Origin of the sequence: Butyricicoccus sp. AM78-15b2TA, assembly GCF_027665985.1 — a bacterium.
Lineage (GTDB): Bacteria > Bacillota > Clostridia > Oscillospirales > Butyricicoccaceae > Agathobaculum > Agathobaculum butyriciproducens.
Map to the genome: position 1 here is coordinate 125,489 of NZ_JAQEHY010000001.1, position 15,059 is coordinate 140,547.

Below are 15,059 nucleotides of genomic sequence, written 5' to 3' on the forward strand. Positions count from 1 at the left end.
GACCATGTTAAATGCCTCGATTCCGAGGTAATTAAACGCATAAAAAATCCCGCCCCGGTGCTACCAACACCAGAGCGGGACGGGGTACTGACAAATTACCACATCCATCAGTACCTCTATTTTACCATACTTTTTTACGGTAAGAAAGGGGTTTTATTGTTATGCCAAGAAAAAAGCCAACACGCAAGGACAAACGGTTCGAGTACAAGATCACCGTCGGCCGAAATATCCACGGAAAGCCGCTGCGCAAGTCCTTTTACAGCACGGTGAGTTTGTCCGATGCGAAGAAGAAAGCCGAGGAGTACCGCGTAGCCTCCGAGGTGTCGGCGCGTACCGGAGAGGCCTTTGTGCCCTCCACCGGCCGCTTTGCTCCCTGGGCGCGGAAGTGGCTGCTGTCCTATAAGCAACCATTCGTCGAGGAAGATACATACAAGCTGACCTACGTCAGCCTTGTCGAAGGGCACCTGATCCCCTACTTCGGCAATGCCCTCCTCTCTGATATTCGTCCGGTAGACATACAGGCGTATTTCGCAACCAAGACGGCTTGCTCGGAGAGCCGATTGAAGAAAATGCGGTCGATTCTCAATGCAATCTTTGAATGTGCGATAGAGAACGACCTCTGCTATAAGAACCCTGCCAAGCACTGCACCTACCGCAGCACCGCTCAGAAGCATATCAAGCACGTTCTCAGCGATGAGCAGATGGATACGGTCAAAGCCTATACCGCAGATCGTATGCCCGAGGTCGTGCTCCTGCTGGAAACCGGCCTGCGCCGTGGTGAACTGGTTGGCCTTATGTGGTCGGATATTGATTTGAACGAAAAGACACTCCGCGTGCAGCGCTCTATGATCGTGCGGAACGGAACGGTCGTTGCCAATCCGCCAAAGTGGAAAAGCTACCGTACCCTGCCGTTGAGCGAGGAGGCTGTCCAGCTGATTCGCTCGCTGCCGAAGGAATCTCTGTATCTGTTTCCGAACGAGGACGGCAAGCCCTATTGCCCGAACACATGGTCGCAGAAGCTCAAACGCCTTATGCGCAAGCTGCACAGCGAGCATAATGAAGTGCCTGTCGTGACCGCACACGAGCTGCGGCACACCTATGGTACATACCTTCGTCGGCATGGCGCAGACATCTACACCATCCAAAAATTACTTGGTCATAAGGACATCAACGTCACCGCTGAAATCTACGTTCACAACGAAATCGACACGCTACGCAACGTGCTGACTTCGATCAATCCGACAGGCGAAAATCAAGCCAAAACCGCCGAATCTTCCTGACGACAAATTGACGACACCAAGGTGTAACGGATTGAAAGAAATCGCAGATTTCCCGCCCTCAACACTCCGAACTATTTTCTGCATTTCATCTCAAATATTACGAAAAGCACAGATAAATCATCACTTTTGCATATCCGAACTACGCACTACGGTTGACAGATTTGAAAACAAATATATAAGCTTCAGGTGCTAGTGTTCGCAAGGACATGGGGGTTCAAGTCCCCCCATCCGCACCAAGTGAAAGAGCTGAAATCTTTTGATTTCAGCTCTTTTTCTATACTTTTTATGGTGTTCAGTTTTGCGATGTGATTTGTGAAAAACTGCTGTCTACCACAAGTGTCTACCAAAATCGCGGCGCTTCATTTAAGTGCAGGTTCAGCACCTTTTTAACGAGTTTTAGGATGACAGTATATCGTTTCAGGACATATGCTACCGATCAGCAGCAAAAGCACAATTTCCGCATCACCAAAAGAGCTGAAACCCAAAAGTTTCGGCTCTTTCTCACATTTTCAATTACACCCTGCCTCCTCTACCTTCATGCGCGAATACCCAATCGGCATATTCAACGGTACGCTTGCACGAATCGAGTAATATACACCATTTGCGGTCTGCAGCAGCACGCGATCGCCCTTAGAGAGATTCGGCAGCCAGCCAGCGTCCTGCTGCGCTGTCTCGTTATAAATGCCCAGATTATATTTGCTGCCGGGTATCGTCACCGCAAACGCGCTGACCGTCTCACTGTTTCCCAGAAAACTATAAAACGGCTTATACTTCACATCTTGCGTCAAATACACATTCCGATAATAGCCGCTGATCGAATGCGAACCGACATTAGCCACCTCATCCAGTGCCGTACTCGATACCGAAGCCGCTTGCTTCGGCACTGTCCACCCGGGATACAGCGTCGAGAACTCCATTACCGGCTCTACTGTGCCGTCGCTGTGCTGAATGGCTGCCGCACCATTCACCGTCCACGCCTGACTGCCGTAAATGACCTTCTCGCATGCGGCTGCCGTGCCGGTATTCGCCGCACCGGCGCTCATCATCAGCGCAGAGACCGTCATGCAGCCTGCCAGCGCGGTGCTCAGTATTTTCCGAAATCTGTTCATCATTCAACCCTCCCTGTTTGTTCTCTAACCACTATCCATACCTTACCGATTCTACAATTTCAATGAATCGTCTAAATCACCTCCAAAAGCAGTTATCTCAGCAGATAACCCATGCACATTGCATCTGTCATGGTCTATCTGTAAGATAACTGCTTTTCATCGAAATTGCAACCGGCTGTTCCTGCTTAGTCGTTATTCGTTCCTGCTTTGCACGTTAAGGAGCAAAACATCGCAGATGAACCGGTCGTTCTGCTCGTAAAACCGAATCAGTCCCTGATTGCGTTCCACCGCCTGCCGCATATTCTGAATGCCGAAGCCGTGGCGATACCGGATATTTTTCGTGGTACGCAGTGCCGGATTATCCGACAGCACCGGATGTGCGATATCATTGGCAATCACAATCGAGCTGTATGCTCCCTGCGGCTGAATATGAATATCCACCACCTTGCGCTCACTGCCTTTCGCAGCACGAATCGCATTGTCCAGCGCATTACCGAGGATGATGGTAATATCCTCCGGCGAAATACCCGACAGCGGTGTCGTGATAATGGCGCTCAGCCGAACACCTGCCCGTTCCGCGGCTGCGCTTTTGCTGTTGATGATCGCGTCAAGCACCTTGTTGCCCGAAAACATGATCAGCTTGTTGACGGTATTCTGCTGCTGCAGAAGCTGCCCTGTGTACTGCTCGATGCCCGTAAGATCCCGTTCTTCCGCCATGGATAAAATGCAGAGCAGGTGATTTTTGAGGTCATGCCGCAGCGCACGAACCGTGTCATACATATTCTCAATGTCCTTGGCGTTTTCCTGCAGACATTCGTTCTGCAGCGCGAGCAGCGCCATTTCGGTTTGGATTTTGCTGACCTGCCCCAATCGAACAAACAGGAAATAAATCAGGATATTCAACGACAACACGATACACACCGCATAAAATACGATATTTTGAATATGCGGTTCCTGTATCGCCGCGTACATCATCAGCGTAATCGTGATAATGGATAACGTTGGAATCGCTGCCAACGGGATAAAATCCAGCCATTTGATTCGACCGTTTTCCTTCACCCGCAGGATAATCCGCGTGATTACAAAAAACAGCAGTTTGGTTATCAAAATCGAAATAATGCGAACCGAATTAAACCGACTGAGCAGCAAGGCAACATTATTTCCGGACAATTTTGCGACAAGCAGTGCCGTAAAAGTTGCAATAATAGCCACAAGGCCCATCGTAAATGCAGAAACAAATATCTTCTGCAGGATTGGTCCGCGCAGCAAAATACAGCAAAACGCAATGTTGATCAGTATCTGTATCGAGCTTGCATAGCCTTCATACAGCTGCCCCCAGGAGAAAAAGGCTACACTGCCGAAGGACAGCACACCGAAGAGTGCTGTCCATATATATTTCGCCGGGCAGGCCATGCGGTATCCGAAATACTGCACTAAGAAGCTCAAAATAAGGGTTACCTCTACGGCGTTAATTGCCATTTCAAACCAGAAATTCATGGGCGCAGACTCCTCATATACGCCATGAAGGCGGTCTGTGTTTCCTCAGTTTTGGCGCGGCTGACCGGCAGGACCGTTCCGTCCGTCAAGGTGACGCTTGTCCGGCTGCAGATTTGAACAAACCGGCAGTTCAGCAGATAGCCAACGTGGCAGCGCACGAAAAAGTATTTGCTAAGTGCCGTTTCGATATCGCTCATACGTGCCTTGAACCGCAGGGATTTCTCATTGTAATGTACAACGATATAATGTCCCTGGCTCTCAAAATACGCAATCTCCGTGATTGGAATGCGGGTGCTGCTGCCGTTCATCGTAACCGTGTAGTGAATCTGACGGCTGTTGAGAATCTGCAGCATTTTCTCGATTACCTGCGGCAGCTCCTCCAAATGCGTTTTGCGGAGAAACCAGAACGGCTGAAACGCAAACGACTGATACACCAGATCTTCCATGCCGGACAGGAAAATGATAAGAGGCTTCGACGGCATGGCTGACAGCTCTTCCGCGACCGAAAAGCCGTCTTTTTCAGGCATATCAATGTCTAAAAACAGCACATCCGTCGGCCTGCGTGTAATCTCGCGCAAGGCTTCCACGCCCGTGTGCGCGGACACGATCTCCGGTGTGATTCCGTATTTTTTGAAAACGGTCAGCAGGCGTTTTTCAAAGACCTGCGTGAATGCGGTATCGTCATCGCACAGTATAATGCGCATGAGTGCTCCTCCCTGTTGTGTTCTGAACTAACTATACCATAAAGCAGCACGGCATACAATATTTCACAAAGCGGTCTGTCTCCTGCTGCCCCGCTTCTATTATACCGCAGATTGATGGACATTCGGCTGCAGAGCAGGAACGCAAAGTGTCCAATCAGGAACGCGCTATTGATTTTGCTCTCGAAAACGGGTATCGTGCGTAACATAACCCGATAGAAATCAGGTGAACGATCTATGACGGCACAGGACAAGGAGCTGTTTTCCCAATTATACGACCGGAATTACAAGCGGCTGCTGTATGCGGCCATCCGCATTGCACACAACCCGTTTACAGCAGAGGAGCTGACGAACGAGGCGTTTACCATCCTGCTGACGCATTTTGACCAGGTGCGCCAGCACCCGAATCTGCCCGGTTGGCTGCACACCGTGCTGACCAATCTCGCGCTTGATGAGTACAAACGGCGGAGCCGGTATGTGCAGGTGCCGCTGGACAGCGTTCAGGATCTTGGCTGTGAACCGATTTTCCTTTCCATGCTCGACCTGCTGCCGAACGAATTATCCCGCACGGATAAGGAGATTCTGTATCTGCGGTATCAGCTGAATCTGAACTGTGTGGACATTGCCGAATATCTGCATATCAGTCACGAGGCCAGCCGTGCGCGCTTAAGCCGCGCCAGACAGCATTACGCTCACCTGCTTGCGAAGGAAAGGCTGATGTGAACTTCCCATCCTGCCGAATAGTTCCGCTGTGTGTATGCTGCGGGCAGCAGGACTGCACTATACAGGAAAAGTCAGCCGTTTTTGGCTGACTTTCCTTTATATAGTATCCTTTCTGCGCTTCTGCTCCTATTTTCGCGAGGATTTGACAAACCGCTCCAGCGTTTCCACCATCTCCGAGCCTTCCAGCGGCTTTGCAATATGCATATCCATGCCCGCAGCAAAGGCAAGCTGACGGTCCTCTGCGAAAGCGTTTGCTGTCATGGCGATGATCGGAATGGTTCTCGCATCCGGACGCTTCATCGCGCGAATACGCCGCGTCGCTTCCAGACCGTCCATCACCGGCATCATCACATCCATTAAAATCGCATCAATTTCTCCGGGCCTGGAATCGGCAAAAATGCGTACCGCCTCCTCGCCATTCACTGCCTTGATGATGGAGGCTTCTTCCACATTGAGTACAAACTCAGCAATCTCCATATTCATCCTGTTATCTTCCGCAACCAGCACATGCAGTCCGGCAATAGAACTGGTCTGCAGCAGACGTTTCGGCTTGTTTCGCTTCTCCGGTGCATGGCAGATGCGGAATGACAGCGACAGCGTAAACGTCGTGCCTACGCCCTGCCTGCTGACAAAGGACAGCGTGCCGCCCATTTTCTCCGCCAGACTTTTCGCAATCGGCATACCCAGACCGGTACCGCCATATTCCGATCGAGCGAAATTCCGTTCCTGTGCAAATGGCTCAAATACGTGCTTCTGAAACTCCTCGCTCATGCCGATACCGGTATCCGCACAGGTGAATTCAATCTGTGCAGTCTCCGGATCCGCACTCGGCTTTTCGCGGCATCCCAGCCTGACTTCGCCCCCCGCGTGGTTGTACTTGACCGCATTGCTGATGATATTCATCAGCAGCCGACGCAGGTGCAGCGGACTGCCGAGCAGGCAGCGGTGCTCAACCGGATAGCCATCCGTTATTATCGTAATGCCCCGCTCCCGCGCCTGCTTATCCACCACCACGCCAACACTGTCCAGCAGTTCCTTGAGGTCAAACTCGCGTTCCTCCAGCATGATCTCGCCGGATTCCAGCTTGCCCATGTCCAGCACCTCGTTTACCAACTCAAGCAGCAGACCGGAGGCATCCCATATTTTCTTCCGGCACTCGGTCTGCTTGTCCGGATCGTCCTTGTAGTAATTCGCAATCTCGATCATACCGCGAATGCCGTTAATCGGCGTGCGGATATCATGGCTCATGCGCTGCAGGAACTCAGTCTTAGCGCGGTTGGCCTGCTCGGCCTTTTTAGCGGATTCCATCAGCTGCCCGCGGAATTCCCGCTCGCGCCGATCCTGCTCGGCCAGATATTCCCGCGCGGAACGCCTGCGGAACATTTGAATCACGGTCAGCATGACCAGATAGATGATCAGCGCCGCCATCATATTTTTGACCATATCAGTCGCTACCATACGGTCGGATACATAGGCGTAGATATAGTAGTCGCGGCTGCGGTCCAGACCACCGAAATAGGCATTGCCATCGCACTTGAAATGTCCGACCGCGGCGGACGACAGTTTTGACTTGATCTGCTGCAGAATCCGGCTGTCCTCCACCTTGGTATCAGCCAGTTCTTCGTCGTTGGACGCGATAATGCGGTCGCCGTTTGTCACCACAATCACACCGTCGTCCCTGGTATTATAGCCCGCAAGCAAGCCCTGTATGGTCAGCGTATAATTGCGTGCATACTCCGCAGTGGTGTGATAGTATACAACGATCACACCGGGCACATCTGTACGGCCATATGCCGAAATATCCACATAGGAGCCGTCCGGCAGGTCAATACGCGAAGCATAGGTCTTCTGCGGATACCTGACCACATCGAGCACTGTATTCCGCTCTATATACTCCTGCAGTGTTAGAAAATTCAGCAGATCACCGTTATACTCGCACTGCACTCTTCCATCTGTGTCCAGCAGAATAATGCCGGTCAGCCGCTGTTTCTGCGCATAGAACCGAAGCCGGTCTTCATCTACAGCCGAGCCCTCATAGCCGATATTGCGGTTTACCTGCTGTGCGTTGTCCATGATACGCATCAGACTTTTGGTAACAGCCGCAGCATTGTAGCGTGTATAGGTCGTGCACTGCTCCTTCACATAGTCTATCGTATTGCCGAGCTGTTCCCGTGTCTGCGCGCTCTCCGCACGCACCGTGCGAAAGCCGACCAATATGACCAGCACGGCGCCGATTGCAGCCGCAATCCGTTCGTACCGGCGCGTGGCTTTGCCCTTTTTAACCTGCAGCACAGTCCACCTCCAAATATTTGTCCGGATCGGACAGATACCTGCCTATGATCGTTCGAGTCGTACCGTCTGCACGCATTTCCTCGAAAACCCGGGAAAGCTGTTCGTTCAGTCCACGCGCATCGTTTTTTGCAAACGCCACACCAATTCCTGTCGTGAGAATACTTTCGTCCAGAATACGGTAATCCACATCATAATCCTTCATATACTGCCGAATAGCGGTTTCGTGCGCCGCGATCGCATCCACATAGCCCTTGCCGAGAGAGGTGTAGAGCAGTTCGCGATCCTCCAGACTGTATACTTCACGCACAAGCGGAATGCGGCTGTCCGTTCGCTCGAGGAAAATACTTTCCGGCTTGGTGGTGGACTGCACGGCAATGGTCCTGCCCTCCAGATCGCTCAGCCGGTAAATATCGCTGCTGCGGTTGACCGCAACCACCTGGCGGCTGATCATATATGGTTCGGTCCAGTTGTATTCATCCTCGCGTCCATCAACGGAAAAGCATCCCCAGATACAGTCAATATCACCATGTTCAACCAGTTTCTTCTTTTCTTCCCAGTCAATACCGACGAAGGATACCGCATACCCCAGCCGTCCGAAGGATTCCTTAGCCAGATCCACATCTATGCCCGCCGGATTGCCGTTTTCATCGGTATAATTAAACGGCGGATAGTTGTCGCTGCCCACCTTGATCGTTATCGGTGTTTCCGTCCGGTGCTCCTGCATACCCTCGGCAGCCGTACATCCGCACAGCAGCACACCCGCCAGTGCTGCTGCAAATACACCAAAAATCCGTCTTTTGAGTCTCATGGCTTCCCCTGCTTTACTTTTTATCCTTATTATACCATTTTAAATCTATGAATGCCAGAGAGAATATGACATTTTATCCCAGTATTTTTCGACAACTTTTTTCACTTCATGTCGATTTTTTCGTACCCAAATCCGCCAGCAGTACCTTCATCTGCCCGCCGCAAACCATACCTTCCTGGGCAGCAATGTCGTTGCTCATGTCGATGGTGACGCACTTGTGCTCGCCGGTCCCAATCAAGTAGTACGCCTGCCGCATAACGGCGCTCTCACTGCAGCCGCCGCCGATGGTGCCTGCGGTAGCCGTATTGGCATCGACCACCATGTACGAGCCGGATTTTACCGGCGTGGAACCGCTGGTCTCGTACACGAGCATGAGCGTTTTGGGAATATCACCGCGTGCAGCGGTTTCCAGCAGCGGCAGGTCGATGTCCTCTGCGGTGAGAATGCTGCTCTTGGAACGGCGATCGGTCGTGCGGCGGCGTTCCGCGATCAGCTCTGCCACGATAGAAATCGCAATTTCCTTGACGGTCAGCGCACCAATGTCCAGACCGATGGGCGTATGAATACGGTTGAGGTCTGCCCGAGAGAAGCCTTCTTCCTCAAGCATGTTCAGCAGACCGACCGTGCGCCGCTTCGACCCGATCATACCGAGATAGCGCGGCATGGTGCCGCGCAGAAGCTCCCGCAGGCAGTCCGCGTCATAACGATGCCCGCGCGTGATAACGGCAACGTAATCGCTCTCTCGAATGCCGATTTTCTCAATTGCTGCCGGAAACAGATCACATACGATCTGCTTTGCTTCCGGAAAGCGCGGATGATTGGCAAAAGACGGCCGGTCGTCCGCCACGACAAGCTCAAAACCGAGATCGGCCGCATAGCGGCAAAGCGGCTGCGCGATCGTGCCGCCGCCGAGCAGAATCAGGCGTTCCTGCGGCATGAAATTGCGCGTATACTGTACGCCGTCCGCGTCGATGGTCAGCGCCGCCGGAAGTCCCTTGCGAGCATTTTCCGCGGCAGCCTGCAGCTGTTCCAGCAAAGTCATCGTGCCATCGCTCCTTCCGCGTGATAATCGCCGCTTTTGCCGCCGGTCTTGTGCAGCAGCAGCGTCTCATCAATACGCATCCCGCGGTCCACCGCCTTGCACATGTCGTAGATGGTCAGCGCGGCAACAGTGGCCGCCGTAAGTGCTTCCATCTCAATACCGGTCTTTTGCGAGCAGCGCAGCGTGCTGACAACGCGCACCTGCGTCTCCGAGACAGCCTCAATGGCAATGTCCACGCTCTCGATCGGGATCGGATGACACATCGGGATCAGCTCTGCCGTCCGCTTGGCCGCCATAATGCCCGCGATACGCGCGCACGCGAACACATCGCCCTTAGGCACTGTTCCGTCAAGGATCATGCGCAGCGTCTCCGGCTGCATGGTCAGCACGGACTGCGCCACCGCTTCGCGCTGCGTGACCGGCTTCGCGCCGATGTTGACCATGTGCGCTGCACCGTTTTCATCCAAATGGGTCAGTTTCATGTTGTTCCTCCCGAAAATTTATTTTGTTCCGCAAACACAAAAAACACCGCTCAAAACGACGTTTAAGCGGTGTTTCATCTGGTCCGAGTGACAGGATTCGAACCTGCGGCATCCTGCTCCCAAAGCAGGCGCGCTACCAACTGCGCTACACCCGGATAGTATTGTGAGCGCCCCGTATTCCGAGGAACCGAGGCGCTTGATGGTGCCGGTGACCGGACTCGAACCGGTACGCTGTCGCCAGCGGTGGATTTTGAGTCCACTACGTCTACCAATTCCATCACACCGGCATAACATAGTTATTATATCGTAAATCGCACCGGTTGGCAAGAGGAATTTTTTGAAAATGGTATTTTTCTTTCACTGCCGCAAATGATAAAAGCCATTCCCGTAGGAATGGCTTTCCAACTTGTCGAAAAAGTCAGATTTCTATTTTGCGCTTCGTGCGGCAGCACGCATAAAATTGAATTTGCGGAGCAAATTCATAAATTCCGAGAGCATGTATCTCGGAATTTATACAAGGGAAGAAAAAATGTGCCTGCAAGGCGCGTTTTTTCTTCGGAATTCGATTGAAAGCGTGGTTTCGATCGAGAGGCTGCTCGGAAAACGTTAGTTTTTCGACAGCCTCAAAAGCCATTCCCGCAGGAATGGCTTTCGTCTGTTAAAACAAATGTGCAACGCCAATTACGCCCTGAGAACCGAGCAGCATAATGAAACCTGCAACAATTACGCCGCACAGAATCGAAGTCAGCGCCTTGGTTTTCGGCATTTTGAGCAGCGTTGCGATCAATGCACCCGACCATGCTCCGGTGCCCGGCAGCGGGATCGCCACAAAAAGGAACAGACCCAGCCGTTCATACCGGGTGACCTGACCGGTCTTTCCGAGCAGCTTTTCGCGGTACTTGGTGGCAAAGCCGGAAAGCGGGCCGAGCGAGCACACCCAGTCCAGCAGCTTTTCGCCGAAGAACAGCAAAAACGGGATCGGGATCATATTGCCGATCACAGCCAGCGGGATCAGCTCGATCGCCGGCACGCCTGCGACTGCGCCCAGCGGGACCGCACCGCGCAATTCCACCAGCGGAACCATGGAGATGAGCACAACCGCCAGTTCACGGCCTGCGCCCATCAGCCAGTTGAATAACGATGAAAACACGATTTTTTCCTCCTGACAAGTGTTCTATGGTAAACAGCGAATATTCACACAGATATACTTGTTAATGATACCCTATTCCGCATACAAACGCAAGCGCTGCAACCGTAAAATCTGTGTAAAATAATTTGACGCACCCCTCGCGAGCGGTTATACTGAATATATAAAGGAGGGGATCTCCATGCCGCGAGGACAAAAAGACGCTGCCTTTTATGACAGCGCGGCTCTGCTTGTGCTTTCTCTGCTTGAGGAGGCGGACAAGACCGGTTTCCAGCTGCTGCATGAGGTGGAATGTCGCTCAGACTGCGCGTTTGCCATCCGCGAAAGCCGCCTGTATCCCCTGCTGCACGGACTTGAGGCACGCGGCGATGTCCGCTCCTGTGAACGGCAGACCGAGGACGGCACGCACCGGTTTTACCGGCTGACCCGTCAAGGCGTGAAAACGCTCACCTGCTGCCGGGAACAGTGGAAAACCTGCCGCAAGCCAATCGGAGGTGGCGCCTGTGTCACCAAATAAGCTGATTGCGCCGTACCTGCACCGCGTGTGCCGGCATCTCCTGTGGCCGCCTTACCGTGCCCGCGTTCGGCGGGAACTGACCGACCATATTCTCAGCCGCGCGGAGGAGCTGCGCTGCCGCGGCAGTCTCACGCAGGAGCAGGCTGTGCGTCAGGTGCTGCGCGCACTCGGTGACCCGGATGTACTGGGAAAGGCTCTGCGGCAGGCACGTCTGCCGCTTGCGCGGGTAGTGTACAATGTGATTTTCGCCACTGTGTGGATCGCGATTCTGCTCTGTGCGTTATATCTGACAATTCACCTGCTGTAAGCAGCACAAAAGCGTTCTGTATGAGATCTACAGAACGCTTTCTTTAGGCAATACCGCATAGCGGTGTTGCCTGAGGCTGTCGAAAAACTAACGTTTTCCGAGCATCCTCTCGCTCGAAACCACGCTTTCGAGCGAATACCGAAGAAAAACCGCGCCCTGCGGGCACATTTTTTCTTCCCTTGTATAAATTCCGAGATACATGCTCCCGGAATTTATGAATTTGCTCCGCAAATTCTATTTTATGCGTGCTGCCGCACGAAGCGTAAAAATTAAAATAATATTTTTTGACAGACTGAGGCAATACCGCATAGCGGTGTTGCCTTTATTTTCTTGCGCGGTACAGCAGCCACAGCTTGCCGAGAGTCTGCACCAAGCACGCCACAAGGATGACGCCAAACGCCATCGCGCCCGCCTCCTCGATGAACAGCGTACCGTATCGAGCAAAGCCTGCCGTGTCGCCCTGCACGAGCGCAAGCGTCGTGTAATACAGGTCGCCGCCCGGAATCAGCGGCACCAGCATAGGCACGAGCAGCGTGATGACAGGCGCTTTGAGCAACCGTGCGAGCACCTCGGCCAGTGCGGCCGTTGCCAGCGTAGAGACAAAAAACGCGGTCACGCGGTTATCATACCACTGCATCGCCAACAGATACACACCCCAGTTTACCGCAGCACCAAGCATGATCGTGATCAGGCGGCTGCCGGAAATATGAAACAGCAGTCCGAAGCCGAGCGCACCGATCATCGCCATGACAATCTGCAGGAGGATTTCACCTGTCATACGGCACCGCCCCCAGTCTGCATAAGCACGAGCGCGCAGCCTGCCGCGATAGCAAGCGCTCTCAAAACCGCTTCAAACGCGCTGAGCAGTCCGGTGATGGTGTCACCCACGAAAATATCGCGCATGGAGTTAACGAACGGAATGCCCGGAATCAGCAGCATAATGTTGCCGATAATGATATAGTCCAGATTCTGTCCCATGCCGGTTTTTACCGTGAGAGTCGCTGCCGCGCACATCGCCGCCGAGCTGACCATGGTCAGCACGAGCGGCTGCAGCGAAATCCGATCGCCGAGCACGCCGATGACATACAACAGCACGCTGCATAGCATGGCGGCAGCGCCGTCTCTCCAGGTGCCGCCGAAGAACACAGCGAACGAGCCTGACGTGATCAGATACGCCAGCGGCAGCCGGCAGCGCAGCTTATCCGGTGCGGTGCGTATCGCCTCCAGACGTGCGTGCAATTCCTCCGGCGGAACAGGATTCACACATACCTCGCGCGACAGCTCGTTGACCGCCTCAATGCAGCGCATATCGGTTCCGCGCCGCAGAATGCGGCGCGTCTGCGTGATTACCTGATCGTCCGCCGTTCGTACCGTTACTGCCATGCTGGCCGTGATGGTCAGCACATCCGCTCGTACAAAACCGTAGGCGCGTGCCAGACGGCGCATGGTGTCCTCTACGCGGGCTGCCTCAGCACCCGAGGTCAGCAGCAGCTCTCCCGCATCCAGCACAGCGGAAAGTGTCTGCTCCGGTCGGTCCATTCAACCACGCTCCTCTCATTATAGCAGCGGCGCGAACAGACGCAGCACGCTTGCCGTGATCGACCGAATCCACGGCACACGGCGCAGCCATTCGTCATCAATCCGGCGGCTGACATTGATGGTCTCCATAATGTCCTGCTTAACGGCAGCAACGACCGAGCTGTTGTAGAAGCAGGTCGCACACTCAAAGTGCAGGAAGAACGAGCGGAAATCCATGTTGATCGTACCGACCACCGCCGTATCATCGTCGGACACGATGGTTTTCGCGTGCAGAAAGCCCGGTCGGTACTCATAAATCTTCACACCCGCTCGGTGCAGCTGCTGATAGTACGAACGTGTGATCATGTACACCAGCTTTTTATCCGGGATGCCCGGCGTCAGGATACGCACGTCCACGCCGGACTGCGCCGCAATGGTCAGCGCCGTAATCATCTCGTTGTCCAGTACAAGATACGGCGTGGTGATATAGACGTACTTTCGCGCGTTATGGATGATCTGCAGGTAGGTGGATTCACCGATATTGATGTCGTCGAGCGGTGAATCCGCAAACGGCTGCACATAGCCGTCTGCCGGCAGCTTGGCGGTCGGCAGATAGTTTTCGAGCGGCGGCATGTCCTCGCCGGTGACATACTCCCACATCTGCAGGAACAGGGCGGTCATATTGGCTGTTCCCTCACCTCGCAGCATGATACCGGTGTCCTTCCAGTAGCCGAAGCGTACCTTTTTGTTGATATACTCATCCGCCAGATTGATACCGCCCATATAACCAACATTGCCGTCAATAATCGTCATCTTGCGATGGTTGCGGTAGTTGAGATAGGTGTTCAGCGTCGGGATAAAGCGGTTAAAGCGCACCGCATGAATGCCGAGGCTCATCAGATAGCGGTCGTAGTCTTTCGGCAGCGTGCAGATCGAACCAACGTCGTCGTACAGCACGCGCACATCCAGTCCGGCGGCCGCCTTCTCCCGCAGGATATCAAGGATAGTATCCCACATGATGCCTTCTTCGATGATGAAATACTCCAGAAAGATGAACTTTTGTGCGCGGCGCAGCTCCTTGCACATGGAGTCGAACATTTCCTCACCGATACGAAAATATTTCGTCTCCGTGTTGGTCCACACCGGCATACCGTCCAGCGTCTCGATATAGCGGGCGCGTGCTGCATGACGCGGATGCTGCTCGATCAGCTCCTTTGTAGCAGGCGTGCGCATATAATCAGTGAAATCCGGCGGTTTCGGCTCGTACTGATGTTGGGTACGCGCCCGATTGAGCGGCGTATTGCCCCAGAACAGATAAAACAAGCCGCCGAACAGCGGCAGCAGCACAATAACCAGTATCCATGTGATCTTGTACATCGGGTTGTCGTACTTACGCACCAGCCAGATGACAATGATAACGCTCAGCACGGTCAGTGCCGGTGTCAGCCAGTGATATTCCGTACTTGCCCAGCTTACGCCGAACATAACGATTGCCAGCTGCATCAGCAGCAGGAATCCGCCGACAACACGTCGGTCGCCAAGCAGCTTGCCTACTTTTCTGCGCATCATAATCTCTCCCTTCCCTGCAAAACGCAGTCCTTCCACAGACTATAATCATATCGCACAAGGTATAAAA

At 53.4% G+C, this 15,059-nt stretch carries 15 protein-coding genes and 2 tRNA genes; 4 read left to right on the forward strand and 13 right to left on the reverse strand.

The annotated features are described in order from the left end of the window. The first annotated feature begins 161 nt into the window (after nt 1–161). Complete coding sequence (locus PGS25_RS00755) at nt 162–1,280, forward strand: tyrosine-type recombinase/integrase (protein WP_270417357.1); 1,119 nt, start codon at nt 162–164, stop codon at nt 1,278–1,280. A gap of 509 nt (nt 1,281–1,789) precedes the next feature. Here the strand turns inward: PGS25_RS00755 and PGS25_RS00760 are convergent. The 3 genes from PGS25_RS00760 to PGS25_RS00770 form a co-directional block, all read right to left on the reverse strand. Then, nucleotides 1,790–2,392 carry a hypothetical protein gene (locus tag PGS25_RS00760; RefSeq protein WP_270417358.1) on the reverse strand — a complete coding sequence of 201 codons (603 nt, stop codon included), beginning with the start codon at nt 2,390–2,392 and terminating at the stop codon, nt 1,790–1,792. Between the two features lie 189 nt (nt 2,393–2,581). Further along, the gene (locus PGS25_RS00765; protein WP_270417359.1) at nt 2,582–3,886 is read right to left on the reverse strand and encodes a sensor histidine kinase; all 1,305 of its coding nucleotides are present in this window, start codon (nt 3,884–3,886) and stop codon (nt 2,582–2,584) included. Further along, nucleotides 3,883–4,590: a LytR/AlgR family response regulator transcription factor gene (locus PGS25_RS00770; protein ID WP_270417360.1), complete on the reverse strand. Its 708-nt coding sequence runs from the start codon at nt 4,588–4,590 to the stop codon at nt 3,883–3,885. The genes PGS25_RS00765 and PGS25_RS00770 overlap by 4 nt, the downstream gene beginning before the upstream one ends. A 234-nt stretch (nt 4,591–4,824) precedes the next feature. Between PGS25_RS00770 and PGS25_RS00775 the strand changes: the two genes are divergently transcribed. Further along, nucleotides 4,825–5,310, forward strand: a complete 486-nt coding sequence (locus PGS25_RS00775) for an RNA polymerase sigma factor (protein WP_270417362.1) — start codon at nt 4,825–4,827, stop codon at nt 5,308–5,310. 126 nt (nt 5,311–5,436) lie between these two features. Here the strand turns inward: PGS25_RS00775 and PGS25_RS00780 are convergent, their stop codons facing one another. From PGS25_RS00780 to PGS25_RS00810, 7 genes are all read right to left on the reverse strand, one after another. Further along, nucleotides 5,437–7,602, reverse strand: coding sequence for an ATP-binding response regulator (locus PGS25_RS00780; RefSeq protein ID WP_118479663.1), 2,166 nt, complete (start codon nt 7,600–7,602; stop codon nt 5,437–5,439). Further along, complete coding sequence (locus PGS25_RS00785) at nt 7,589–8,410, reverse strand: substrate-binding periplasmic protein (protein ID WP_270417363.1); 822 nt, start codon at nt 8,408–8,410, stop codon at nt 7,589–7,591. The genes PGS25_RS00780 and PGS25_RS00785 overlap by 14 nt, the downstream gene beginning before the upstream one ends. Before the next feature lie 106 nt (nt 8,411–8,516). Further along, nucleotides 8,517–9,452, reverse strand: coding sequence for an XdhC family protein (locus PGS25_RS00790; protein ID WP_270417364.1), 936 nt, complete (start codon nt 9,450–9,452; stop codon nt 8,517–8,519). Next, on the reverse strand, nt 9,449–9,934 hold the full coding sequence (gene moaC, locus PGS25_RS00795) for a cyclic pyranopterin monophosphate synthase MoaC (RefSeq protein ID WP_270417365.1): 486 nt from the start codon (nt 9,932–9,934) through the stop codon (nt 9,449–9,451). Before moaC ends, PGS25_RS00790 begins: the two co-directional genes overlap by 4 nt. Nucleotides 9,935–10,013: 79 nt before the next feature. Then, nucleotides 10,014–10,089: transfer RNA gene (locus PGS25_RS00800), tRNA-Pro, on the reverse strand. A 45-nt stretch (nt 10,090–10,134) separates the two neighbouring features. Further along, nucleotides 10,135–10,221: transfer RNA gene (locus tag PGS25_RS00805), tRNA-Leu, on the reverse strand. Nucleotides 10,222–10,592: 371 nt separating this feature from the next. After that, nucleotides 10,593–11,084, reverse strand: a complete 492-nt coding sequence (locus tag PGS25_RS00810; RefSeq protein ID WP_227109541.1) for a COG2426 family protein — start codon at nt 11,082–11,084, stop codon at nt 10,593–10,595. Between the two features lie 178 nt (nt 11,085–11,262). On the opposite strand from PGS25_RS00810, the gene PGS25_RS00815 reads away from it, so the two are divergent. Continuing rightward, nucleotides 11,263–11,598: a PadR family transcriptional regulator gene (locus PGS25_RS00815; protein ID WP_110436934.1), complete on the forward strand. Its 336-nt coding sequence runs from the start codon at nt 11,263–11,265 to the stop codon at nt 11,596–11,598. Next, complete coding sequence (locus PGS25_RS00820) at nt 11,585–11,905, forward strand: permease prefix domain 1-containing protein (RefSeq protein ID WP_270417366.1); 321 nt, start codon at nt 11,585–11,587, stop codon at nt 11,903–11,905. The genes PGS25_RS00815 and PGS25_RS00820 overlap by 14 nt, the downstream gene beginning before the upstream one ends. A 322-nt stretch (nt 11,906–12,227) precedes the next feature. Here PGS25_RS00820 and PGS25_RS00825 read toward each other — a convergent pair whose 3' ends face one another. Genes PGS25_RS00825 through cls form a run of 3 tightly spaced genes read right to left on the reverse strand, consistent with a single transcriptional unit; the run spans nt 12,228 to nt 14,989 of the window. Next, a complete protein-coding gene (locus PGS25_RS00825; RefSeq protein WP_270417368.1) occupies nt 12,228–12,683 on the reverse strand; it encodes a threonine/serine exporter family protein in 456 nt (151 codons plus the stop codon). After that, the gene (locus PGS25_RS00830) at nt 12,680–13,444 is read right to left on the reverse strand and encodes a threonine/serine exporter family protein (protein WP_270417369.1); all 765 of its coding nucleotides are present in this window, start codon (nt 13,442–13,444) and stop codon (nt 12,680–12,682) included. Before PGS25_RS00830 ends, PGS25_RS00825 begins: the two co-directional genes overlap by 4 nt. An 18-nt stretch (nt 13,445–13,462) precedes the next feature. Then, nucleotides 13,463–14,989: a cardiolipin synthase gene (gene cls / locus PGS25_RS00835; RefSeq protein WP_270417370.1), complete on the reverse strand. Its 1,527-nt coding sequence runs from the start codon at nt 14,987–14,989 to the stop codon at nt 13,463–13,465. Between the last annotated feature and the right edge of the window lie 70 nt (nt 14,990–15,059).

Bases quoted from the DNA above. Each gene is read 5' to 3' on its own strand.
- PGS25_RS00815 (WP_110436934.1), top strand. From the start codon at position 11,263: ATGCCGCGAGGACAAAAAGACGCTGCCTTTTATGACAGCGCGGCTCTG.
- moaC (WP_270417365.1), bottom strand. From the start codon at position 9,934: ATGAAACTGACCCATTTGGATGAAAACGGTGCAGCGCACATGGTCAAC.
- PGS25_RS00785 (WP_270417363.1), bottom strand. From the start codon at position 8,410: ATGAGACTCAAAAGACGGATTTTTGGTGTATTTGCAGCAGCACTGGCG.
- PGS25_RS00755 (WP_270417357.1), top strand. From the start codon at position 162: ATGCCAAGAAAAAAGCCAACACGCAAGGACAAACGGTTCGAGTACAAG.
- PGS25_RS00825 (WP_270417368.1), bottom strand. From the start codon at position 12,683: ATGACAGGTGAAATCCTCCTGCAGATTGTCATGGCGATGATCGGTGCG.
- cls (WP_270417370.1), bottom strand. From the start codon at position 14,989: ATGCGCAGAAAAGTAGGCAAGCTGCTTGGCGACCGACGTGTTGTCGGC.
- PGS25_RS00760 (WP_270417358.1), bottom strand. From the start codon at position 2,392: ATGATGAACAGATTTCGGAAAATACTGAGCACCGCGCTGGCAGGCTGC.
- PGS25_RS00765 (WP_270417359.1), bottom strand. From the start codon at position 3,886: ATGAATTTCTGGTTTGAAATGGCAATTAACGCCGTAGAGGTAACCCTT.
- PGS25_RS00775 (WP_270417362.1), top strand. From the start codon at position 4,825: ATGACGGCACAGGACAAGGAGCTGTTTTCCCAATTATACGACCGGAAT.
- PGS25_RS00790 (WP_270417364.1), bottom strand. From the start codon at position 9,452: ATGACTTTGCTGGAACAGCTGCAGGCTGCCGCGGAAAATGCTCGCAAG.
- PGS25_RS00830 (WP_270417369.1), bottom strand. From the start codon at position 13,444: ATGGACCGACCGGAGCAGACACTTTCCGCTGTGCTGGATGCGGGAGAG.
- PGS25_RS00770 (WP_270417360.1), bottom strand. From the start codon at position 4,590: ATGCGCATTATACTGTGCGATGACGATACCGCATTCACGCAGGTCTTT.